The following is a 21,974-nucleotide window of genomic DNA, read 5'->3' on the forward strand; positions in this document are numbered from 1 at the left end:
GGATCGCGTCGGCCACCATGGTGCGGGTGAACCGGGACATCGAACCGCGCCTGTTGCGCGCCTTCACCGCCGTCGCGGACGAACTGCACTTCACCCGCGCCGCCGCCCGCCTCTACGTCGCCCAGCAGGCCCTCAGCCGCGACATCCGCCGTCTGGAGCGGGAGTTGGGCGCGGAGCTGTTCGTCCGCACCACCCGCCAGGTCGCCCTCACGGCCGCGGGCGAGCGGCTGCTCCCGTACGCCCGGCGGGTGCTCCACGCCCAGGACGACCTGGCGGCGGCCTTCAGCGGGGCCGAGCGCCGCCCGCTGCTGGTGGACGTGGGCGCACCGGTGAGCACGGGGAGCCAGGTGCTGACGGAGGCGCGGCGCCGCCTCGGCCCCGAGACCGAGCTGGTGGCCCGCTTCCACAGCGGGCTGGCCGGGGCCGCCGGCGAACTCCTCGCCGGCCGCCTCGACGTCTCCTTCGGCCGGGCCCATGGCCTCGACCCCGCCCTGCTCGCCCGGCTGGAACACCGCCTCATCCGCTATGAGCGCATCGCCGTGGTCCTGCGCGAGGACCATCCGCTGGCCGGACTCGAGGAGATCCCGTTGGCCGCGCTCGCGGGCGAGACCCTGTACGCGGCGGCGGGCAACCCCACCACCACCGAGTGGACCGACCTGGCCGCACAGCTCTTCGCGGGGCGCGGGATCGCGATGGCGGAGCCGTTCCCGGAGATCGAGGGGGACGAGGAGTTCATCCGGGTGGTGACCAAACGCCGCTGGTCGGTGCTGGCCAGCGAGGTGTTCATCCACCTCCCCGGCACGGTGCTGCGCCCCCTCACCGACCCGGTCCCGCTCTCCCCGGTCTCCCTGCTCTGGCGCCGCGACCTGCACCACCCCGGCCTGGACGCCCTCCACGCGGCGGCCCACACGCTCGCCACCACGTCCGACTGGCTCACCCGCCCACCGGGCGCCTGGCTGCCAGGCCCGGAGGCGGGCGGGATCAGAGATCTTCGTATGGCGGAATGACGCGCGTGATGACGATGAGCCGCAGGCGTGGCATGGCCAGGAAGTACAGCCAGCCATCCCCGCCGATACCGAGGCGGCGCAGCCCGCCCGGGACACCCGGCTGAGGGCCCTTGCCGATATCGGCGACGTCGACGCCCAGGCCGGCGAGGTCGACCAGTTCATGCGCGAGGCGCTCGACCTCACTGATCACGTGGCCGGGCGACCCGGCGACGACATGCGCTTCGTCCGGGTCGTACTCCCAGCGCCATGCGTCGCTCACGCGTCTCCTCGTTTCAGCCCGGCCTCGGCGAACGCGACGTCCAGGATCCGGCCGACTTCCGTGGCGGCCTCGCGAGCCTGGACGAGGTCGTCCGTTTCCGCGATCAGCGCTTCCAACTTGCGGAGACGGGCAGCGCGCGCCGGGTGGCGCGCGATCGCCACATTGACCGCCCATTGCCGGGTGAAGCGGCGCAGCGGGGCCGCGCTCACATCGGCGCGGGCCTGCCCCACCGCTTCGGCGCGCTCGGCGTCGAAGGCGGCCAGGGACCCAGGGGCGACCTGCGCCACTGCCGCGCGCAGCGCCTCCGGTGTGCTGGCGGGTTGTGGCACCACCGGGTCGTGCGGGTGGTCCGGCTGGCTGCTCATGCGATCCTCCGGCGGGGCGGGCGGGCGGTGCACCGCGTACGGTACCGGGCGATACCTCGCGTCGCGTATGCGATGGCCACGACTCCACCGCATGAGGGAGTCCCGGGGATCCCGGCGTCCCGGCCTCCCGGGGCTCCGGGTCCGGACCCCGAGGCCCAGGGCCCTGGCGGCCGGGCCTCGGGACCCTGGCGGCCGGGCCTCGGGACCCCGGCACCTCAGCCTCGGCACCCCGGCCTCGGGACACCGGCCCCAGGACTCCAGCCCCGGCACCCCGGCCTCGGGATCCCGGCGTCCCGGGGCTCCGGGACCGGACCCCGAGGCCCGGGCCCCGGCGGGACTCCGGCACCGGGCCCGGCCCCGGGATTCCGGCACCGGTCCCGGCACCCCGGCCTCGGGACCCCGGCCCCAGGACCCCAGCCCCGGCTCCCGGCCTCGGGGCACCGGCTCCCGGCCTCGGGACCTCGGCTCCTGGCCTCGGGACACCGGCCCCAGGACTCCAGCCCCGACACCCCGGCCTCGGGATCCCGGCGCCGGTCCCGGCACCCCGGCCTCGGGACCCCGGCCCCAGGACCCCAGCCCCGGCTCCCGGCCTCGGGGCACCGGCTCCCGGCCTCGGGACCTCGGCTCCTGGCCTCGGGACACCGGCCCCAGGACTCCAGCCCCGACACCCCGGCCTCGGGATCCCGGCGTCCCGGGGCTCCGGGATCCCGAGGCTCCGGGGCTCCGGGACCGGACCCCGAGGCCCGGGCCCCTGCGGGGCTCCGGCGCCGGTCCCGGCCCCGGGACCGCACCCCGGCCCCGGGACCGCACCCCGGCCCCGGGCCCCGGCACCCCGAGCCTCCGGCAACCCCCTCACCGCCCCCCGCCCCCGCGGGTGAGTGCAAGGTTTCGTCCGCGTCACCTGCCGCCACAGCGCGGTAATGCGCCGTCCCTACCGTCGGGCAGCGACACCGAGAACTGTGGAGGCGTGATGACTGCCCCGACCACCACCGCCGCGCGCAAGGGGGGCCGCTGGATCGAGCAGTGGGACCCGGAGGACGAGACGTTCTGGAGGGAGAAGGGGGAGCGGATCGCCACCCGGAATCTGGTCTTCTCGATCCTCTCCGAGCACATCGGGTTCTCCATCTGGAGCCTGTGGTCGGTGATGGTGCTGTTCATGGGGCCGGAGTACGGCGTCGACGCGGCCGGGAAGTTCTTCCTGGTGGCCATGCCCACGCTGGTCGGCGGGATCCTGCGGGTCCCGTACACCTTCGCCGTCGCCCGGTTCGGCGGGCGCAACTGGACGATCATCAGCGCGGCGACGCTCCTCGTGCCCGCGATCGCCGCCGCCGTGGTGATGGAGCCCGGGACCTCCTACACCACCTTCATGGTGGTGGCGGCCCTCACCGGTGTCGGCGGCGGCAACTTCGCCTCGTCCATGACCAACATCAACTCCTTCTATCCGCTGCGGAAGAAGGGCTGGGCGCTCGGGCTCAACGCGGGCGGCGGCAACATCGGCGTGCCCGTGATCCAGCTCATCGGGCTGCTGGTCATCGGCACCGCAGGCGCGGCCCATCCACGGCTCGTGCTCGCCGTCTACCTCCCGCTGATCGTGGTCGCGGTGGCGCTCTCCGCGCTGTTCATGGACAACCTGGCGCCGGTGCGCAACGACTCCGGGGCGGCCAAGGAGGCGGCGCGGGACGCCCACACCTGGATCGTGTCGCTGCTCTACATCGGCACCTTCGGTTCGTTCATCGGCTACAGCTTCGCCTTCGGCCTGGTGCTGCAGAACCAGTTCGACCGCACCCCGCTGCAGGCCGCCTCGCTCACCTTCATCGGCCCGCTGCTCGGCTCGCTCATCCGCCCCGTCGGCGGGCGGCTCGCCGACACCCGCGGCGGCGCGAAGATCACCCTGTGGACCTTCGCCGCGATGGCCGCCGCGACCCTCGTGGTCGTCTACGCCTCCGCGCAGAAGTCGCTGCCCGTCTTCCTCACCGGCTTCATCGCCCTCTTCGCCCTCAGCGGACTCGGCAACGGCGCCACCTTCAAGATGATCCCCGGCATCTTCCGGGCGAAGGCCCTCGCCCGGGGCCTGAAGGGCGAGGAGGCCGCGTCCTACGGGCGGCGGCTCTCGGGCGCGGCGATGGGGCTGATCGGGGCGGTCGGCGCGCTCGGCGGGCTCGGGATCAACCTCGTCTTCCGGGAGTCGTTCGCGAGCGCCCACTCCGGCACCCCCGCCTTCGTCTCCTTCCTCGCCTTCTACGCCGTGTGCTCCGCGGTGACCTGGGCCGTATACCTCCGCGGCGCCCGTCCGGCCCCGGCGCCGCCCGCCGCCGGCGAGCCGGGCGTGCATGATCCGCGGCCGGAGCGGCAACCCGCGTACGCGGATGTGTGAGCGAGCGGCCCGGAGCGTACGGTCGGCCCCCGGGGGCGTACGACGGTCGGCCCCCGGGGCGTACGACGGTCGGCTGGGGAAGCCCCCGGCCTTCGGCCCTCGACTGGGGAGGCCCCCGGCCTCCGGCCCTCGGCCGTACGCTCCGTTACAGGTGGGAAACCTCCGTGAACCGCCACCGTCACGGGACGGCGACAGGATGCGGAACCGGAGGCGCCCATACGTGAGTGAATCGGGAGATCGGGACGAGAGCCATGCACCGAGAACAGACCGGAGCCGCTGCCGCCGCCGAGGCGCCCGTCGGCCCTCTCGCCGGATTCACCGTGGGCGTCACCGCGGCACGGCGCGCGGATGAGCTCGGCGCGCTGCTGCGGCGCCGCGGCGCGGCCGTGATGCACGCGCCGGCGCTGCGGATCGTGCCGCTGGCCGACGACTCCGAACTCCTGGCCGCCACCAAGCAGTTGATCGACCACGCCCCGCACGTCGTCATCGCCACCACCGCCATCGGCTTCCGCGGCTGGGTCGAGGCCGCCGACGGCTGGGGCCTGGGCGACGCGCTCCTGGACCGGCTGCGCGAGGTGCGGCTGCTGGCCCGCGGGCCCAAGGTGCGCGGGGCGATCCGGGCCGCCGGGCTCACCGAGGAGTGGTCCCCGCCCTCCGAGTCGATGGCCGAGGTGCTCGAGCGACTGCTGGACGAGGGCGTCGAGGGGCAGCGCATCGCCATCCAGCTGCACGGCGAGCCGCTGCCCGGCTTCATCGAGTCCCTGCGCGCCGGGGGAGCGGAGGTGGTCGGGGTGCCGGTCTACCGCTGGATGCCACCGGAGGACATCGGGCCCGTCGACCGCCTGCTGGACGCCACGGTCGCCCGCGCCCTGGACGCCGTCACCTTCACCAGCGCCCCCGCCGCCGCGAGCCTGCTGGACCGGGCCGAACGGCGCGGGATGCGCGAGGAACTCCTGGACGCCCTCCGCCACGACGTGCTGCCCGCCTGCGTCGGCCCCGTCACCGCGCTCCCGCTGGAGGCCCACGACATCCCCACCTCCCAGCCCGAACGGTTCCGCCTCGGCCCCCTCGTCCAGCTGCTGACCGCGGAACTCCCGGCCCGGGTGCGCCCGTTGCCGGTCGCCGGGCGACGCCTGGAGATCCGCGGCCACGCGGTGGTCGTCGACGGCGAACTGCGCACCGTGCCACCCGCGGGCATGGCTTTGCTCCGCGCCCTGGCCCGGCGCCCCGGCTGGGTCGTGGCCCGCGCGGAACTGCTGCGCACCCTGCCGGGCGCGGGCCGCGACGAACACGCGGTGGAGACGGCGATGGCCCGCCTGCGTACGGCTCTTGGCTCTCCCAAGCTCATCCAGACCGTGGTCAAGCGGGGGTACAGGCTGGCGCTGGATCCTGCGGCCGAAACGAAGTACGCGGACGCGTAGCGGCTTGTGGGTGCGGGTTCCGCTGTGTGCGGGTGCGTGGGTGGTGCGCTGGGGTGTGGGGTGGGTGCGGGTTCGGCTTGCGGGTGCGGGTGTGTGGTGGTTGCTGTGGGTGCGCCTGTTGTTCGTGGTGGGTGCCGGGTGCGGGGCCTCCGGGGCGGCGCCCTGGACCGTATATTTACGGCGCCGTTGGCCGGGGGCGTGGGGTGGGCCGGGGGTTGGCGCCACAAATACGCCCCTGGCCTTCGGCATGGGGAACCCCGAGCGTCCAGGACACCACCCCTGCGACCCCGCCCCCTCCCGTCTCGTCGGCGGCCACCCGCCGGTGGCCCCAGGGCGCCCGCCCGTTTCGTGCTCGGCTTGGGGCCGAGTGTTCGGCGGGGGTGGGTGCGGCCCCGCCCCTCCCGCCGTCTCGTGGCTGCCCGCCGGTGGTGCGGGGCGTCTGTGCGTCCCGGGGGGAAAATCCAGCCCCTCCGGCGTTTGAGGAGCGGGGTCCGGGGCGGAGCCCCGGCGGGGGTGAGGGAGCCCCCCACGCGGCGGAGCCGCATATTGATGCTGTGGGAAGGGGCGGGGTGGGGGCTTCCCGCCGGAGGCGCCCACGGCCCGCACCCGGTGTGCGGCCGGGCCCAGGCCTTGGGCGGAGCCCGTCCCGCGCGGCGCATCCGCATGGCCGGGCGGTGGGCGCGGCCCCGCGCCCACCCACAACGCCACAGGGCCACCACGGCGGAGCCGCACGCAAAGCGTTCGCGAGGCGTTCGCCCACCCCGCCCCCGCAGGGGTTCCGGGGGCCACGCGAGGCGGGCACTCTGAAAGGTGACCGGATCGGGCCTTCCCCAAGGGGTGACAGGAACATGGCGGCGGCGTCGGGCTACGACCTGCGGTTCGACTCGGGACGGATCTGCCTGGACCTGGTGGCCACGGTCGGCGGCCGGCTCAGCGAGGCCCCCGTCGACCGGCTCGGTGGCGTGGAGCCCCTCAGAGCCTGGCTGCTCGGGGCCGGCCTGGTGCCCGGCGGCACCTCGCTCGACGTCGTGGACCACCGCTGGCTCGTCCGCTTCCGGGCGGCCCGCGATCTGCTGCACCGCATCGTCCACACCGAGGTCGAGGGCCACGCCGCCGGTGCCGACCTGGAGCGGATGAACGCGCTGGCCGTCACCGCGCCGCCCGCCCTGCGCGCCGTACGGACCCCCGACGGCACCCTGGTGCGCGCCCTGGCCGGGAAGCCCGACTGCGGTGCGCTGCTCTCCCAGATCGCCCGGGACGCGGTGCAGTTGCTCACCGACCCGGTGGCACGCGGGCAGTTGCGGCGGTGTGAGGGGGAGACCTGTTCGCTGCTCTACCTCGACACCTCGCGCGGTCGCCGGAGGCGCTGGTGCTCCAGTGAGATCTGCGGGAACCGCGAACGAGTTGCCCGGCACCGCCGTCGGGTGGCCCCGAACAGCGCCTAAACCCAAACTTCAGCAAAGCATGAACCAGATCCGGACATGACGCAGGCCCCGGATGGGGGGACCGGGGCCTGCGGGGCGGATTTGGGGAGGGAGCCCTTCCTGATGGCCGACACCCGCCCGGCGTCGGCCTACTCGGACTCAAGTACGCATCGCACAGGGGGAGATGTTCAGCCCGGAATTGGGACGTACATCACACGGTGGCCGATGAACGCCGAGCGTTTCCAGCCCGTACCCCCCTCGACCCGGCGGCTTGCGTACGCAAAGATGCCCTCGTGACCGAGAGGACGACACCGGACGACGCGCTCATGCGCGCGCTCTACGCGGAGCACGCAGGCCCGCTTCTCGCCTTCGTCCTGCGCCTGGTCGCGGGCGACCGGCATCGTGCCGAGGACGTGGTCCAGGAAACCTTGCTCCGGGCCTGGCGCAACGCCGACCAACTCCAGCGCTCCGGCGGGTCGGTACGCCCCTGGCTGGTGACCGTGGCCCGCCGCATCGTCATCGACGGCCACCGTCAGCGCCGGGCACGTCCCCATGAAGTGGACGCGGCACCGCTCCACGCGATGCCCGCCGCGGACGACATCGACCGCGCATTGCGCCAGATGACCATTTCCGATGCGTTGAATGACCTCACCGATGCACATAGAGCGGCCCTCGTGGAGACATACTTCAAGGGACGGACGGTGAGTGAGGCGGCCGAAGTGCTGGGCGTTCCCGCCGGGACGGTACGGTCCCGGGTCTTCTACGCGCTGCGCTCCCTGAAGCTCTCGCTCGAGGAACGGGGGGTTACGGCATGATGCCGGCAGCGGACGACCAGCAGCACACCGCGGTCGGCGCCTATGCGCTCGGAGTGCTCGACCCCGCGGACGCGGCGCGCTTCGAGGATCACCTCATCGGGTGCGAGCGGTGCGCCGCCGAGCTCGACGAGCTGATGGGCCTGCCGCCCCTGCTGGCCGAGTACGCCACCGCCGCCGACGGCACGGCGCTCCCGGACCCGTCGGTGGTCACCGCCCGCCCCGGGCCCGAACTGCTCGACCGGCTCCTGGACGACGTCACCGTCAGCCGCAAGGCAGCCGGCAGAAGGCGGCTCTACCTCGTCGCCGCGGCCGCCGTCCTCATCGTCGGCGGCCCGCTCGCGGGCGCGGCGCTCACCGCGAGCTCCGACGACGGGAAGACCCAGGCGGTGGCCTCCACCTCGCAGCAGGTCTACGACCAGGGGAAGAAGTTCGGCGCGGTGGACCCGGTCACCAAGGTGGACGCGTCCGTCTCGCTGCAGCAGAAGGGCTGGGGCACCTCCGTCGCCCTCAAGCTGGGCAACCTCAAGGGGCCGCGCACCTGCGACCTGGTGGCCATCGGCAAGGACGGCCACGAGGAGACCATCACCACCTGGGCCGTGCCCACATCGGGCTACGGCATCACGGACGGGGACGGCTCGCGCTGGAGCAAGGAGCCGCTCTACGCCCAGGGCGGCGCCGCCATGAACACCGACGAGATCGAGCGGTTCGAGGTCCGCACGCTGGACGGCCAGCGGCTGGCCGAGGTCAGGCTCTGAGAATCCCTCTCCCCAGGGGTGTACGGTTGACGGCTGCCCTTAAGAACACAGAAGGGGGCCTGGGTGGCCGCGCAGAACGCCACGCATGACGACCGGACGGCACCGCGGCGGGACGGCGGGGACGGGGTCCGGGACCGCGAGATCCGGATCGAGCAGACGCATCTGGACCGGGTGTACCACCGCCTCGAGGAGAAGATCCACGAGGCGGAGTTCCTCATGGACGACGCCGCCAAACGCGGCCAGGTCGGTACGCCCGGGGCGCTCGCCGAACGGGACGCCCAGGTCTTCCGGGCCGGGGTCCACCTCAACCGGCTGAACAGCGAGTTCGAGGACTTCCTCTTCGGCCGCATCGACTTGCTGCCGGGCAAGGACGGCGAACGCGGCCCCGACGGCGCCTACACCTCCGTCGAGCCCGCCGACGACGCCATCCGCACCGGCCCGGACGGCGATCGGGCGGAGATCGCCGAAACCCTGCACATCGGCCGCATCGGCGTACTCGACGCCGACTACGCCCCGCTGGTGATCGACTGGCGGGCGCCCGCCGCCGCGCCCTTCTACCGCTCGACCCCGGTCGCCCCCGGCCGTGTCGTGCGCCGCCGGGTGATCCGCAGCAAGGGCCGCCGGGTGCTCGGCGTCGAGGACGACCTGCTGCGCCCGGAGCTCAGCGCCACCCTGGACGGCAGTGCGCTGCCGGTGGTCGGGGACGGCGCGCTGATGGCCGCGCTCGGCCAGGCCCGCGGCCACACCATGCGGGACATCGTCGCCTCCATCCAGGCCGAACAGGACCAGGTGATCCGCGCCCCCGCCGCCTCCATCACCGAGGTCGAGGGCGGACCCGGCACCGGGAAGACGGCGGTCGCGCTGCACCGCGCGGCGTACCTCCTCTACCAGGACCGGCGGCGCTACGCGGGCGGCATCCTCGTGGTCAGCCCCACCCCGCTGCTGGTCGCCTACACCGAGGGCGTGCTGCCCTCACTGGGCGAGGAGGGCCAGGTGGCCATCCGCGCGGTGGGCTCCCTGGTGGAGGGCGCCGAGGCCACCACGTACGACACCCCGGCCGTGGCCCGCGTCAAGGGCTCCTCCCGGATGCTGAGGGTGCTGCGCAAGGCCGCCCGCGGCGCGCTGGAGATGCCGAGGGGAGCCGCGGACCCCTCGGCGGACCCCTCGTCGGCCTCGTCCTCGGATGACGGTCAGTTGACGCTCGACGCGGCGCTCGGCGCCCCCGCCACGGCCCCGTCGAACGACGGCGGCAGACCCGGCGCGGGCTCCGGGACCAGACCCGGCGGCCCGCCCGAGCGGCTGCGCGTGGTCGCCTTCGGCGCCCGCATCGAGCTGGACGCGGATGAGCTGCGCCGCATCCGCCAGAACGTGCTGGGCGGCACCGCACCCGTCAATCTGCTGCGCCCCCGCGCCCGCCGGCTGCTCCTCGACGCGCTGTGGTCCCGCTCCGGCGCCCCCCGGCGCTACACCGACCCCGAGCTGGCCGCCGAGGCGCGCGAGGGCTTCGACGAGGACATCTCCTCCGAGGACGTCTTCCAGGAGTTCCTGGACGCCTGGTGGCCCGAGCTCACCCCCCGTTCCGTCCTCGCCGCCATGGCCGATGAGAAGCGGCTGGGGCGCTGGTCGCGGCGGGTGCTCAACCCGCGCGAGGTCCGTCAGGTGGCCCGGTCGCTGGCCCGGCTCGGCCCGGACGGACAGGGCCCGCTGTCGGTCCATGACGTGGCGCTGCTGGACGAGCTGAACACCCTCCTGGGCCTCCCCGCCCGCCCCGCCGCCCCCCGCGAGGTGGATCCGCTGGACCAGCTGACCGGTCTGGAGGAGCTGACCACCTACGCCGACCGCGTCGGCCCCCGCCGCAGCCGCGCCGACCGCGCCGAGCAGGAGCGCACCGACTACGCCCACGTCATCGTCGACGAGGCGCAGGACCTCACCCCCATGCAGTGGCGGATGGTGGGACGGCGGGGCCGCCACGCCACCTGGACGGTCGTCGGCGACCCGGCCCAGAGCTCCTGGTCCGACCCGGACGAGGCGGGGCGGGCCCGGGACGAGGCGCTCGGCAGCCGCCCGCGCCGCCGCTTCACCCTCACCGTCAACTACCGCAACCCGTCCGAGATCGCCGAACTGGCCACCAGGGTCCTCACGCTGGCGATGCCCGGCACCCCCGCGCCCGAGGCGGTCCGCTCCACGGGCGTGGAGCCGCGGTTCGCACCGGGCGTGGACGGCGACCTCGGCGCGGCCGCGCGCCGGGAGGCGCTGCGGCTGCTGGAGGAGGTGGAGGGCACCGTCGGCGTCGTCGTCGCGATGAACCGCCGTGAGCAGGCCCGGCAGTGGCTGACCGGCCTGGGCCACCGGGTGGTGGCGCTGGGCAGCCTGGAGGCGAAGGGGCTGGAGTACGACGCGACGGTCGTGGTCTCGCCCGCCGAGATCGCCGACGAGTCGCCCGCCGGGCTACGGGTGCTGTACGTGGCGCTCACCCGCGCGACCCAGCGGCTGACGGTGGTGTCGGGGACCCGCGACGAGCCGGACCCCCACGGCGTCCCCGACCTGCTGCGGGAGTGAATCTCCCGCCGGGCCCGGCCGGGGGGCGAAATCAACCCCCCGGGAGGGGAATCCCTTCCCGGACCTGTTTGTTAGCCTTGATGTGGCACCGGCCCGATCCAAGCCCCCGGGCCCAACCTTCGTCGCTTCGAGCGACCACTTGCCGCGAGGCGAGCATGGCGGGTCGGTGCCACTCTTCTTTTCCCGAAGAGGTCCGCGCCGGGCGGTGTCAGCCGCCCAGGATGCGGACCTCTTCGGCTTGCGGGCCCTTGCGGCCCTGCACGATCTGGAACTCGACCCGCTGCTCGTCGACCAGGCTGCGGTAGCCGCTGCCGTCGATCGAGCTGTAGTGGACGAAGACGTCCGGTCCGCCGTCCTCCTGGGCGATGAAGCCGTAGCCCTTCTCGGCGTTGAACCACTTCACGGTGCCCTGAGCCATGCCCGCGCTCCTCTTGTCTCTTCCTCAGACGCTGTAGCGCGCCAGAGCCTAGGACGGCGGATGCGGCGGACGGCCCGCCTCGCCAGGCGTTCCCGCGAAGGAGTGGGGCTTTCCACTCGGCTGACCCCACTCTGCTATGTCAGAACAATATGTCCGAAAGTCGGGCCGGGTTACCCCGTACCGAGAGGTAGGTGCAACTATCTGAGGACGTGGCCCGGCATTCCCGCGGCCCGGACGGCATGAACAAGGGAAAGCAGAGGAAGCAGGCCATGGCAACGGCGCCCAGCGTCTCGTACTCGATGACGGTCCGGCTGGAGGTGCCCGCGAGCGGTACCGCGGTCAGCCAGCTGACCACGGCCGTGGAGTCCTCCGGTGGCTCGGTCACGGGCCTCGATGTGACCGCTTCCGGCCACGAGAAGCTCCGTATCGACGTCACCATCGCCGCCACCTCGACCGCGCACGCCCAGGAAATCGTGGAGAAGCTGCGGGGCATCGAGGGTGTCTCGCTCGGCAAGGTCTCCGACCGTACGTTCCTGATGCACCTCGGCGGCAAGATCGAGATGTCGTCGAAACACCCCATCCGCAACCGTGACGACCTCTCCATGGTCTACACCCCGGGTGTCGCCCGGGTCTGCCAGGCCATCGCGGAGAACCCCGAGGACGCCCGGCGCCTCACCATCAAGCGCAACAGTGTGGCCGTCGTCACCGACGGCTCCGCGGTCCTCGGTCTCGGCAACATCGGCCCCAAGGCCGCCCTGCCGGTCATGGAGGGCAAGGCGGCCCTCTTCAAGCGGTTCGCGGGCATCGACGCCTGGCCGCTCTGCCTGGACACCCAGGACACCGACGAGATCGTCGCGATCGTGAAGGCCATCGCCCCCGGCTTCGCGGGGATCAACCTGGAGGACATCTCCGCCCCCCGCTGCTTCGAGATCGAGGCGCGGCTGCGCGAGTCCGTGGACATCCCGGTCTTCCACGACGACCAGCACGGCACCGCGATCGTGGTGCTGGCAGCCCTCACCAACGCGCTGCGGGTGGTCGACAAGAAGATCGAGGATGTGAGGGTCGTCATGTCCGGCGCGGGCGCCGCCGGCACCGCCATCCTGCGGCTGCTGATCGCCGCGGGCGTGCGCCACGCGGTGGTCGCCGACATCCACGGTGTGGTGCACGCCGGGCGCGAGGACCTGGTCTCCGCCGACCCGGAGTCCCCGCTGCGCTGGATCGCCGACAACACCAACCCGGAGGGCGTCACGGGCACCCTGCGCGAGGCCGTGCGGGGCTCCGACGTCTTCATCGGCGTCTCGGCCCCGAACGTGCTCTCCGGCGACGACGTGGCCGCCATGGCGGACGGCGCGATCGTCTTCGCGCTGGCCAACCCCGACCCCGAGGTGGACCCGGCGATCGCCCGCCAGACCGCCGCGGTCGTGGCCACCGGACGTTCGGATTTCCCGAACCAGATCAACAACGTGCTGGTGTTCCCGGGCGTTTTCCGTGGTTTGCTGGACGCGCAGTCGCGTACGGTGAACACCGAGATGATGCTGGCCGCTGCCGGCGCGCTCGCGGATGTCGTCCACGACGACGAGCTCAATGCCAACTACATCATTCCGAGCGTCTTCAACGACAAGGTCGCTGGGGCGGTCGCCGGAGCCGTACGGGACGCGGCGCGCCCTGTGACCGGTACCACTGCGGTCTAGGCCCGGCACGGCGCGTCGCGCGCTGTGGGGTCCCGGAGGCAGCCATAGGGTGGCGGGCAGGAAAACGACCGCCACGGCGCTTTTCGTGTGACTCTCGAGGGCTCCGGATTGGCTTTCCCGCCACAGGTGCGGGCAGGATGCGTTCCGGGCGCGAGGGTCTGAACAGCAGACCCGGGTCCGGGGACTGTCCGAGGGCCCTGGCAGCATCGGCTTCGATCTCACGCCTCATTGGCAAGATGAACACGGGAGTACAACATGAACCGCAGTGAGCTGGTGGCCGCTCTGTCCGAGCGCGCCGAGGTGACCCGAAAGGACGCCGACGCCGTGCTGGCCGCCCTCGCCGAGGTGACCGGTGAGGTCGTCGCGAAGGGCGACGAGAAGGTCACCATCCCCGGCTTCCTGACCTTCGAGCGCACCCACCGTGCCGCTCGCACCGCGCGCAACCCGCAGACCGGTGAGCCGATCGAGATCCCGGCCGGCTACAGCGTGAAGGTCTCCGCGGGCTCCAAGCTCAAGGAAGCCGCCAAGGGCAAGTAAGCCCTCGCGAACAAAAGGGGCGGTCACCCACTGGGTGACCGCCCCTTTTGGCGCTCCTACGGGCCCTGAGGCCCGTCTACGAGGCGTACGGCGCCCGAGCCCGCCACCACGAGGCCGTACGGCGCCCGAGCCCGCCACCACGGAGGCGTCGTGTCGGGCGCCACCGCGTCTATGCGGGGGCCGTGCCGCCCGGGAGTTCTACCTTCGCACCGAGCTCGACCAACTTCTCCATGAAGTTCTCGTAGCCGCGGTTGATCAGGTCGATGCCGTGGACCCGTGAGGTGCCCTGGGCCGCCAGGGCCGCGATCAGGTAGGAGAAGCCGCCGCGGAGATCGGGGATGATCAGGTCGGCGCCCTGGAGCTTGGTGGGGCCGGAGACGACCGCGGAGTGCAGGAAGTTGCGCTGGCCGAAGCGGCACGCGGAGCCGCCCAGGCATTCGCGGTAGAGCTGGATGTGCGCGCCCATCTGGTTGAGCGCCGAGGTGAAGCCCAGCCGCGACTCGTAGACCGTCTCGTGGACGATGGACAGGCCCGACGCCTGGGTCAGGGCCACCACCAGCGGCTGCTGCCAGTCGGTCTGGAAGCCGGGGTGGACGTCGGTCTCCAGGGCGATCGCGTTGAGCTTGCCGCCGGGGTGCCAGAACCGTATGCCCTCGTCGCCGATGTCGAAGGCGCCGCCCACCTTGCGGTAGGTGTTCAGGAAGGTCATCATCTCGCGCTGGCGGGCGCCGCGCACATAGATGCTGCCCTCGGTCGCCAGCGCCGCGCTGGCCCAGGAGGCGGCCTCCAGGCGGTCCGGGAGGGCGCGGTGGTTGTAGCCGCCGAGCTTGTCGACACCGGTGATCCGGATCGTGCGGTCGGTGTCCATGGAGATGATGGCGCCCATCTTCTGCAGGACGCAGATGAGGTCCTCGATCTCCGGCTCGACCGCCGCGTTGGAGAGTTCCGTCACACCCTCGGCGAGCACCGCCGTCAGCAGCACCTGCTCGGTGGAGCCCACCGACGGGTACGGCAGCCGGATCTTGGTGCCGCGCAGCCGGTGCGGGGCCTCCAGGTACTGCCCGTCCGCCCGCTTCTCGATCGTCGCGCCGAACTGGCGCAGCACGTCGAAGTGGAAGTCGATCGGCCGGCCGCCGATGTCACAGCCGCCCAGACCCGGGATGAAGGCGTGGCCGAGGCGGTGCAGCAGCGGGCCGCAGAAGAGGATCGGGATCCGCGAGGAACCGGCGTGCGCGTCGATGTCGGCGACATTGGCGCTCTCCACGTGCGTGGGGTCGAGCACCAGCTCACCGGACTCGTCACCGGGGCGCACCGTCACGCCGTGCAGCTGCAGCAGCCCGCGCACCACCCGCACATCGCGGATGTCGGGGACGTTGCGCAGCCGGCTGGGCGCACTGCCGAGCAGGGCGGCCACCATGGCCTTCGGCACGAGGTTCTTCGCGCCGCGGACACGGATCTCGCCTTCGAGCGGGGTGCCGCCGTGGACGAGCAGGACATCGTTCGAGCGGGTCATCGGGTCTCGCGTTCCTGAGACGGGCAGGGGCCAAAAGGCACAGGGGCCAAAAGGCAAGAGTAATGGCCCTGGAGACCGCCTCCGTAAGACTCTTGCGCGCATTGAGTACTCATGCGGGGGCGGCAACACGTTCCGTCCCCCTCGAAGAGCCCACAGTCACGTGCGCCGCATCTGCTGTCTTGCGCCCCGACCTGCTCTCATACGGGACTCGTCTTCCACTCCCCCTCCGGCCCGGATATGGGGGATCATGTGGCCATGACCGAGGTGTCCTCGCTCACAGGACGGCTGCTTGTCGCGACACCGGCGCTTGCTGACCCGAACTTCGACCGCGCGGTGGTGCTCCTCCTCGATCACGACGAGGAGGGTTCGCTCGGTGTGGTCCTGAACCGCCCGACCCCGGTGGGGGTGGGCGACATCCTGGAATCGTGGGCCGAGCTGGCCGGGGAGCCGGGGGTGGTCTTCCAGGGCGGTCCGGTCTCGCTGGACTCCGCGCTGGGTGTGGCCGTCGTCCCGGGCGAATCGGGCCGGTCACCGGCGCGCACCGAGGACGGGCCACTCGGCTGGCGCAGAGTGCACGGGGCGATCGGGCTGGTCGATCTGGAGGCGCCGCCGGAGCTGCTGGCGGCCGCCGTGGGGTCCTTGCGGATCTTCGCGGGTTACGCGGGCTGGGGGCCCGGCCAGCTGGAGGACGAGCTCGCCGAGGGCGCGTGGTACGTGGTGGAGTCCGAACCGGGCGATGTGTCCTCGCCCGCCCCCGAGCGGCTGTGGCGCGCGGTGCTGCGCCGCCAGCGCAGTGAGCTGGCCATGGTCGCCACGTATCCGGACGACCCTTCTCTCAACTAGGCATGAGTACCCTAGGGCTGTATGAGCACTCTTGAGCCCGAGCGCGGGGCAGGCACGGGGACCCTCGTTGAGCCGACACCTCAGGTGTCGCACGGTGACGGCGACCACGAGCGCTATGCCCACTATGTACAGAAAGACAAGATCATGGAGAGCGCCCTCTCCGGATCTCCCGTCGTCGCACTCTGCGGCAAGGTCTGGGTCCCGGGTCGTGACCCGAAGAAGTACCCGGTGTGTCCCATGTGCAAGGAGATCTTCGAGGGCATGGGCGCCGGCGGGGACAAGGGCAAGGACGGCGGCGACGGCAAGAAGTAGCCGGTCCGCCGGGCCCAGGCCCTGACGGAACGCCTCGCGCGACAGACGGCTCGCCCGGCCCGCGGCCCCACTCGGGGGTCGCGGGCCGGGCGAGCCGTGCTTGTGCGCCCTGCCGTGCGCCGGATGACCCCAGTAGGGTCGGCCCATGAGCGGGCGTACGGAGAACGGGGCGGCGCGGGCCGCCTATCTGGTGTTCGGGGCGCGTGAGGTCGACGAGCCCGATGCGGAAGGCGCCAGCGCCTACTGCCAGTTCGAGAAGGACTGGGACGCCCAGCTGGAGCAGTGCGGGCGGCTGGCCGCCGAGCGGGGCTACCGGCCCGCCGGAAGCTGTGTGATGTCGGTCGCGCAGCCGACCCTTCCCAGACTTCTGGAGTGGGCGGCCGACCCGGGTTGTGACGTGGTGCTGGTGGCCAGCGACCGCGTTCTCGAGCGGATCCGGAAGACCTGGCCCGACTGGGACCGGGTGATCGCGCGCCTGGAGGCAGCGGGTGCGCGGGTGGAGGCCGTGCCGTATGTTGAACCCGCCTATCCGGGCGAGGAGTTGCCGCGTCGCTAGCGCGAACTTCGCTGTGCGGCACAGCGGTTCGGGCTTATTTGGTCACGGAGTGGTTCAGACCTCTTGTGGGGTCGCTCAAGGTTCCCTAGCCTCACGCGTATTGTGCTGAGCGAAACATGCGTTGCATATGCTGCAACGCCAAATGTTTAAGGGTCCTCATGACGTCGTCCCATCTCTCCGCGTTCTCCCGGCTCTCCTCCCGCGTCACCGTGCCCCTGGCGGCACTGACCCTGGCGGGGCTGGCCGCGACCGGATGCGCTCCCTCCACCTCCGACAACAGCTCGAAGGAGGATGAGAAGAGCGGCAAGCTGCGTGTCTGGCTCTTCCAGGAGGTCAACAACGCGCCCAAGAAGAAGGTGATCGACGAGGCGGTCGCCGGCTTCGAGAAGGAGCACGACGGGACCGATGTCGAGGTGACCTACATCCCGATCGACACCCGGGCGCAGAAGATCAAGGCGGCCTTCAACGACCCCAAGAGCGCGCCCGACATCATCGAGTACGGCAACACCGACACCGCCGGCTACGTCAAGGACGGCGGACTGCTGGACATCAGCAAGGAGTTCGGCGCCTGGGGCGACTCGACGAACATCGACCCCACCGCGAAGTACTCGCTGACCATCGGCGGCAAGGTCTACGGCGCCCCGCTCTTCGTCGGCGTCCGGGCGCTGTACTACCGGACGGACGTCTTCAAGGACCTCGACCTGGAGCCGCCCACCACCCAGGACGAACTGATTGCGACCGCGAAGAGGATCCACTCGGAGCGGTCGGATCTGTACGGTCTCGCGGTCGGCGGCGCCTACACCTACGGCGCGATGCCCTTCATCTGGGCCAACGGCGGCGATCTCGCCAGCGAGAAGGGCAAGTTCGGCTCGAACGAGTACGAGGCGGCCATCGACAGCGCCGACGCCCAGAAGGGCGTCAAGGCGTACACCTCGCTCTTCGGCAACGACAACTGCCCGGCCGCCAAGTGCGCCCAGTGGGGCGGCAACGACACCATCGAGGCGTTCGCCTCGGGCAAGGCGGGCATGGCGATCGGCGGCGACTTCAGCCGTCAGGCCATCGAGGCGGGCAAGGTCAAGGGCAAGTACAAGGTCGTGCCGCTGCCGGGCGTCAAGAAGGGCGACATCGCCCCGGCCTTCGCGGGCGGGAACAACGTCGGGGTGCTCAAGAGCACCACCCACCGCACCCTCGCCGTGGACCTGCTGCAGTCGCTCACCGGGAAGCAGACCCAGCGCAAGCTCTACGACGCGATGGGCTTCCTGCCGACCTTCACCGATGTGCGCGGCGACGTGGCGCAGAAGGACCCCTTCGTGAAGCCCTTCGTGAAGACCCTCAACGACAGCGCCAAGTTCGTGCCCGCCTCGCCCGGCTGGGCGGCCATCGACGCGCAGCTCGTCCTGCCCACCATGTTCCAGGAGATCGTGAGCGGCCGTAAGGACGTGGCGACCGCCACCAAGGACGCCGCGAAGAAGATGGACGAGGCATTCCAGCAGTGAGCTCCGGCACCGCACAGCACGCCCGGCGCGCCCCCGCCAAGGTCCGCCGGTCCCGGCCGGGCCCCGTCGTCCCGGCCGGGGGCCGAACCAGGAGGGGCTCCCGGCGGGGAGGCTGGACGCCCTGGCTCTATCTCGCCCCGGCGCTCGTGGTCCTGGGCGGGCTGCTCGTCTACCCGATCTACCAGCTCGGTCTGATCTCCTTCCTGGAGTACACCCAGGCGCAGGTCAGCGGCGGTGAGCCGACCACCTTCCAGGGATTCGCCAACTACGCCGAGCTGTTCGGCGACGGCGAGTTCTGGAACGTGGTCGTGGCCACGCTGCTCTTCGCCGCCGTCTGCGTGATCTCCACCCTCGCGGTGGGCTGCGCGCTCGCGGTGCTGCTGACGCGCGTACGGGCCATTCCGCGGCTGGCCCTGATGCTGGCCGCGCTCGGCGCCTGGGCCACCCCGGCGGTCACCGGCTCGACGGTCTGGGTCTTCCTCTTCGACGCCGACTTCGGGCCGGTCAACAAGATCCTGGTGTGGTTCGGGCTCTCCGGGTTCGAGAACTACTCCTGGACCTACGACCGCTACAGCGCCTTCGCCCTGGTGCTGTTCGAGGTCGTGTGGTGCTCGTTCCCGTTCGTGATGGTCACCGTCTACGCGGGCATCAAGGCCATCCCCACCGAGGTGCTGGAGGCCGCCGCCCTCGACGGCGCCTCCACCTGGCGGATCTGGCGCACCATCATGGCGCCGATGCTGCGGCCGATCCTCGTCGTGGTGACCATTCAGTCGATCATCTGGGACTTCAAGGTCTTCACCCAGATCTACGTCATGACGGACGGCGGCGGGATCGCGCGCCAGAACATGGTGCTCAACGTGTACGCGTACCAGAAGGCGTTCGCGTCCTCGCAGTACAGCCTGGGCTCGGCGATCGGCGTGGTGATGCTGCTGATCCTGCTGGTCGTGACGCTGGTGTATCTGCGGCTGCTGCGACGCCAGGGAGAAGAACTGTGAGCCACTCGCGCGTCTCGCTGCGCATCCGCCGTCCCTGGCGCCTCGCCGCCGAGGCCACCGCCCTGATCGTGGCGGCCGTGGTCGCCTTCCCGCTGTACTGGATGGTGCTCTCGGCCTTCAAGCCCGAGGGGGAGATCCAGTCCACCGAGCCCCGGCCGTGGACGACGGCCCCGTCGCTGGACTCCTTCCGACGCGTCTTCCAGCAGGAGGACTTCGGGCGCTACTTCCTCAACAGCCTCTTCGTGGCCGCAGTGGTGGTGGTCGCCTCGGCGCTGATCGCCTTCCTCGCGGCGACGGCGGTCGCCCGCTTCCGGTTCCGCTTCCGCACCACGCTGCTGATCATGTTCCTGGTCGCGCAGATGGTGCCGATCGAGGCGCTGACCATTCCGCTGTTCTTCCTGATGCGCGATCTGGGGGAGTCGGTGCCGGGGATCGGCCTCAACACCCTGGGCTCGCTGATCCTGCCGCATATCGCCTTCTCGCTGCCGTTCGCCATCTGGATGCTGCGCGGCTTCGTCAAGGCGGTGCCCGAGGCGCTGGAGGAGGCGGCCTATCTGGACGGGGCCAGCCGCTCCCGCTTCCTGTGGCAGATCCTCTTCCCCCTCGTCTTCCCCGGCCTGGTCGCGACGAGCGTCTTCTCCTTCATCTCCACCTGGAACGACTTCCTGTTCGCCAAGTCGTTCATCATCAGCGCGACCGAGAACTCCACCCTTCCGATGGCGCTGCTGGTCTTCTTCAAGGCCGAGGGGAACGACTGGGGAGGCATCATGGCGGCGTCCACCGTCATGACCATCCCCGTGCTGATCTTCTTCGTCCTCGTACAGCGCCGGCTGGTCTCGGGTCTCGGCGGCGCCGTGAAGGACTGAAGAAGCGACCGACGAACGGGCCGACACGCGCTGATAAGCGCCGGCAAGCGCTGACGAGGGCCGATGAGGGAGCAGATGACACACGACACCGCGGGGCTGATCCCCGCGCCCCGCCACGACCAGAGCCGTACGGGCCGCGCGGGCGCGCGGATCCACCCGCGGCACACCGCCCTGGCCGCCGGCCCCGGCACCGAGGGCGTGGCGCGCCTGCTGCGCACCACCCTCGGCCAGGCGCTCGGCCTGTCCCTGCCGGACGGCGAACCCGGCGGCCCCGACACCGTCACGCTGCGGATCGACACCGCGCTGGAGCCCGAGGGCTACCGGCTCACCGTCGCCGACGGCCGGGTGGAGATCGCGGGCGGCACGGCCGCGGGCGTCCACTGGGGCACCCAGACGCTCCGTCAGCTGCTGGGCCCCGACGCCTTCCGCCGCGCCCCGCTCAGGGATGCGGAGGCCACCTGGGAGCTGGCGGAGCGGACGGTCGAGGACGCGCCGCGGTTCGCCTGGCGCGGGCTGATGCTGGATGTGGCCCGTCACTTCATGCCCAAGGACGGCGTCCTCGCCTACCTCGATCTGCTCGCCGCCCACAAGCTCAATGTGTTCCACTTCCATCTCACCGACGACCAGGGCTGGCGCGTCGAGATCCGCCGCCATCCGAAGCTGACCGAGACCGGCGCCTGGCGTGAGCGCACCAAGCTCGGCCACCGGGCGTCCGCGCTGTGGGACGAGCGGCCGCACGGCGGTTACTACACCCAGGACGACATCCGCGAGATCGTCGCCTACGCCGCCGAGCGGCATATCACCGTCGTGCCGGAGATCGACATTCCCGGGCATTCGCAGGCCGCCATCGCCGCGTACCCGGAGCTGGGCAACACCGATGTCATCGACACCGCCTCCCTCGGAGTCTGGACCACCTGGGGCGTCAACCCGAACGTACTCGCACCCACCGACAACACGCTGCGCTTCTTCGAGGAGGTGCTGGAGGAGGTGCTGGAGCTGTTCCCCGGCACCTTCGTCCACATCGGCGGCGACGAGTGCCCCAAGGACCAGTGGAAGGCGTCCCCGGCCGCCCAGGAGCGCATCCGCGCGCTGGGCCTCGCCGACGAGGACGAGCTGCAGAGCTGGTTCGTCCGCCACTTCGGCCACTGGCTCGCCGAACGCGGGCGCCGGCTGATCGGCTGGGACGAGATCCTCGAGGGCGGCGCGGCCGACGCCCCGCTGCCCGAGGGCGCGGCGGTCTCCTCCTGGCGCGGCTACGCGGGCGGGATCGCCGCCGCGCGGGCCGGCCACGACGTCGTCATGTGCCCCGAGCAGCAGGTGTACTTCGACCACCGGCAGGCTCCGGGCGAGGACGAGCCGGTCCCGATCGGCTATGTCCGCACCCTGGAGGATGTCTACCGCTTCGAACCGGTTCCACCGGAGCTGGCCGGCGCCGACGCGGACCGGGTGCTGGGCGCCCAGGCCAATCTCTGGACCGAGGTGATGGAGGACCGCCGGCGCGTCGACTACCAGGCCTTCCCCCGGCTCGCCGCCTTCGCCGAGGTCGTCTGGTCCGCGCTGCCGCCGTCGTCCGAACGGGACTTCGGTGCGTTCCAGGGGCGCATGGAGGCACATTACGCGCGTTTGGACGCGCTCGGCGTGAGCTACCGCCCGCCCGCCGGTCCGCACCCCTGGCAGCGGCGCCCCGGCGTGCTCGGACGCCCGCGCGAGGGAGCGCCCCCGATCGTGTGAGCCGCCCCGCCGCGGCCGGGGGCACCCCCGGCCGCGG

The 21,974-nt window shown here is 71.9% G+C and carries 20 protein-coding genes; 16 read left to right on the plus strand and 4 right to left on the minus strand.

Annotated features, from left to right (window positions below):
* The first annotated feature begins 17 nt into the window (after positions 1-17).
* Positions 18-1,007, plus strand: coding sequence for a LysR family transcriptional regulator (locus tag J8403_RS26175; RefSeq protein WP_211125294.1), 990 nt, complete (start codon positions 18-20; stop codon positions 1,005-1,007).
* Here the strand turns inward: J8403_RS26175 and J8403_RS26180 are convergent.
* Both J8403_RS26180 and J8403_RS26185 read right to left on the minus strand, forming a co-directional pair.
* Positions 982-1,266, minus strand: coding sequence for a hypothetical protein (locus J8403_RS26180; RefSeq protein ID WP_211125295.1), 285 nt, complete (start codon positions 1,264-1,266; stop codon positions 982-984). The genes J8403_RS26175 and J8403_RS26180 overlap by 26 nt on opposite strands.
* A complete protein-coding gene (locus J8403_RS26185; protein ID WP_211125296.1) occupies positions 1,263-1,631 on the minus strand; it encodes a DUF6247 family protein in 369 nt (122 codons plus the stop codon). Before J8403_RS26185 ends, J8403_RS26180 begins: the two co-directional genes overlap by 4 nt.
* A 970-nt stretch (positions 1,632-2,601) precedes the next feature.
* Between J8403_RS26185 and J8403_RS26190 the strand changes: the two genes are divergently transcribed.
* The 6 genes from J8403_RS26190 (at position 2,602) to J8403_RS26215 (ending at position 10,979) form a co-directional block, all read left to right on the plus strand.
* Complete coding sequence (locus J8403_RS26190) at positions 2,602-4,005, plus strand: nitrate/nitrite transporter (protein WP_211125297.1); 1,404 nt, start codon at positions 2,602-2,604, stop codon at positions 4,003-4,005.
* 251 nt (positions 4,006-4,256) lie between these two features.
* Positions 4,257-5,426 (plus strand): uroporphyrinogen-III synthase, encoded by a 1,170-nt coding sequence (locus J8403_RS26195; protein ID WP_211125298.1) that lies wholly within the window; start codon positions 4,257-4,259, stop codon positions 5,424-5,426.
* An 848-nt stretch (positions 5,427-6,274) separates the two neighbouring features.
* Entirely contained in the window at positions 6,275-6,871 is a 597-nt protein-coding gene (locus J8403_RS26200; protein ID WP_211125299.1) for a CGNR zinc finger domain-containing protein, read from the plus strand.
* A 272-nt stretch (positions 6,872-7,143) separates the two neighbouring features.
* Positions 7,144-7,665, plus strand: a complete 522-nt coding sequence (locus J8403_RS26205; RefSeq protein ID WP_211125300.1) for a sigma-70 family RNA polymerase sigma factor — start codon at positions 7,144-7,146, stop codon at positions 7,663-7,665.
* Positions 7,662-8,420: an anti-sigma factor family protein gene (locus J8403_RS26210; RefSeq protein WP_211125301.1), complete on the plus strand. Its 759-nt coding sequence runs from the start codon at positions 7,662-7,664 to the stop codon at positions 8,418-8,420. Before J8403_RS26205 ends, J8403_RS26210 begins: the two co-directional genes overlap by 4 nt.
* A 63-nt stretch (positions 8,421-8,483) precedes the next feature.
* Positions 8,484-10,979 carry a HelD family protein gene (locus tag J8403_RS26215; protein ID WP_425519832.1) on the plus strand — a complete coding sequence of 832 codons (2,496 nt, stop codon included), beginning with the start codon at positions 8,484-8,486 and terminating at the stop codon, positions 10,977-10,979.
* Between the two features lie 208 nt (positions 10,980-11,187).
* On the opposite strand, the gene J8403_RS26220 is transcribed toward J8403_RS26215, so the two are convergent.
* Positions 11,188-11,397, minus strand: a complete 210-nt coding sequence (locus J8403_RS26220; protein WP_014061093.1) for a cold-shock protein — start codon at positions 11,395-11,397, stop codon at positions 11,188-11,190.
* Between the two features lie 269 nt (positions 11,398-11,666).
* Here J8403_RS26220 and J8403_RS26225 point away from each other — a divergent pair, with 269 nt between their 5' ends.
* Both J8403_RS26225 and J8403_RS26230 read left to right on the plus strand, forming a co-directional pair.
* Positions 11,667-13,088: an NAD-dependent malic enzyme gene (locus J8403_RS26225; RefSeq protein ID WP_211125302.1), complete on the plus strand. Its 1,422-nt coding sequence runs from the start codon at positions 11,667-11,669 to the stop codon at positions 13,086-13,088.
* 255 nt (positions 13,089-13,343) lie between these two features.
* Entirely contained in the window at positions 13,344-13,625 is a 282-nt protein-coding gene (locus tag J8403_RS26230) for an HU family DNA-binding protein (protein WP_009717479.1), read from the plus strand.
* 169 nt (positions 13,626-13,794) lie between these two features.
* Here the strand turns inward: J8403_RS26230 and murA are convergent, their stop codons facing one another.
* Entirely contained in the window at positions 13,795-15,138 is a 1,344-nt protein-coding gene (gene murA / locus J8403_RS26235) for a UDP-N-acetylglucosamine 1-carboxyvinyltransferase (RefSeq protein WP_161561124.1), read from the minus strand.
* Between the two features lie 255 nt (positions 15,139-15,393).
* Here murA and J8403_RS26240 point away from each other — a divergent pair, with 255 nt between their 5' ends.
* The 7 genes from J8403_RS26240 (at position 15,394) to J8403_RS26270 (ending at position 21,937) form a co-directional block, all read left to right on the plus strand.
* Entirely contained in the window at positions 15,394-15,981 is a 588-nt protein-coding gene (locus tag J8403_RS26240) for a YqgE/AlgH family protein (protein WP_059144558.1), read from the plus strand.
* A gap of 21 nt (positions 15,982-16,002) precedes the next feature.
* Positions 16,003-16,293: a DUF3039 domain-containing protein gene (locus J8403_RS26245; RefSeq protein ID WP_079059403.1), complete on the plus strand. Its 291-nt coding sequence runs from the start codon at positions 16,003-16,005 to the stop codon at positions 16,291-16,293.
* A gap of 145 nt (positions 16,294-16,438) precedes the next feature.
* The gene (locus tag J8403_RS26250) at positions 16,439-16,849 is read left to right on the plus strand and encodes a hypothetical protein (RefSeq protein WP_211125303.1); all 411 of its coding nucleotides are present in this window, start codon (positions 16,439-16,441) and stop codon (positions 16,847-16,849) included.
* Positions 16,850-17,007: 158 nt separating this feature from the next.
* Positions 17,008-18,345, plus strand: a complete 1,338-nt coding sequence (locus J8403_RS26255; RefSeq protein WP_211125304.1) for an extracellular solute-binding protein — start codon at positions 17,008-17,010, stop codon at positions 18,343-18,345.
* Positions 18,342-19,340: a carbohydrate ABC transporter permease gene (locus J8403_RS26260; RefSeq protein WP_211125305.1), complete on the plus strand. Its 999-nt coding sequence runs from the start codon at positions 18,342-18,344 to the stop codon at positions 19,338-19,340. The genes J8403_RS26255 and J8403_RS26260 overlap by 4 nt, the downstream gene beginning before the upstream one ends.
* Positions 19,337-20,206 carry a carbohydrate ABC transporter permease gene (locus J8403_RS26265; protein ID WP_211125306.1) on the plus strand — a complete coding sequence of 290 codons (870 nt, stop codon included), beginning with the start codon at positions 19,337-19,339 and terminating at the stop codon, positions 20,204-20,206. Before J8403_RS26260 ends, J8403_RS26265 begins: the two co-directional genes overlap by 4 nt.
* A gap of 75 nt (positions 20,207-20,281) precedes the next feature.
* Entirely contained in the window at positions 20,282-21,937 is a 1,656-nt protein-coding gene (locus J8403_RS26270) for a beta-N-acetylhexosaminidase (RefSeq protein ID WP_211125307.1), read from the plus strand.
* Positions 21,938-21,974 lie beyond the last annotated feature (37 nt).

This window comes from Streptomyces yatensis (assembly GCF_018069625.1).
In the GTDB taxonomy this organism is placed as follows: domain Bacteria; phylum Actinomycetota; class Actinomycetes; order Streptomycetales; family Streptomycetaceae; genus Streptomyces; species Streptomyces yatensis.

Excerpts from the sequence above, each read along its gene's own strand:
- J8403_RS26175 (WP_211125294.1), top strand. The coding sequence starts at position 18 with ATGGTGCGGGTGAACCGGGACATCGAACCGCGCCTGTTGCGCGCCTTC.
- J8403_RS26270 (WP_211125307.1), top strand. The coding sequence starts at position 20,282 with ATGACACACGACACCGCGGGGCTGATCCCCGCGCCCCGCCACGACCAG.
- J8403_RS26185 (WP_211125296.1), bottom strand. The coding sequence starts at position 1,631 with ATGAGCAGCCAGCCGGACCACCCGCACGACCCGGTGGTGCCACAACCC.
- J8403_RS26240 (WP_059144558.1), top strand. The coding sequence starts at position 15,394 with ATGACCGAGGTGTCCTCGCTCACAGGACGGCTGCTTGTCGCGACACCG.
- murA (WP_161561124.1), bottom strand. The coding sequence starts at position 15,138 with ATGACCCGCTCGAACGATGTCCTGCTCGTCCACGGCGGCACCCCGCTC.
- J8403_RS26195 (WP_211125298.1), top strand. The coding sequence starts at position 4,257 with ATGCACCGAGAACAGACCGGAGCCGCTGCCGCCGCCGAGGCGCCCGTC.
- J8403_RS26200 (WP_211125299.1), top strand. The coding sequence starts at position 6,275 with ATGGCGGCGGCGTCGGGCTACGACCTGCGGTTCGACTCGGGACGGATC.
- J8403_RS26210 (WP_211125301.1), top strand. The coding sequence starts at position 7,662 with ATGATGCCGGCAGCGGACGACCAGCAGCACACCGCGGTCGGCGCCTAT.
- J8403_RS26245 (WP_079059403.1), top strand. The coding sequence starts at position 16,003 with ATGAGCACTCTTGAGCCCGAGCGCGGGGCAGGCACGGGGACCCTCGTT.
- J8403_RS26250 (WP_211125303.1), top strand. The coding sequence starts at position 16,439 with ATGAGCGGGCGTACGGAGAACGGGGCGGCGCGGGCCGCCTATCTGGTG.
- J8403_RS26225 (WP_211125302.1), top strand. The coding sequence starts at position 11,667 with ATGGCAACGGCGCCCAGCGTCTCGTACTCGATGACGGTCCGGCTGGAG.
- J8403_RS26190 (WP_211125297.1), top strand. The coding sequence starts at position 2,602 with ATGACTGCCCCGACCACCACCGCCGCGCGCAAGGGGGGCCGCTGGATC.
- J8403_RS26220 (WP_014061093.1), bottom strand. The coding sequence starts at position 11,397 with ATGGCTCAGGGCACCGTGAAGTGGTTCAACGCCGAGAAGGGCTACGGC.
- J8403_RS26255 (WP_211125304.1), top strand. The coding sequence starts at position 17,008 with ATGACGTCGTCCCATCTCTCCGCGTTCTCCCGGCTCTCCTCCCGCGTC.
- J8403_RS26230 (WP_009717479.1), top strand. The coding sequence starts at position 13,344 with ATGAACCGCAGTGAGCTGGTGGCCGCTCTGTCCGAGCGCGCCGAGGTG.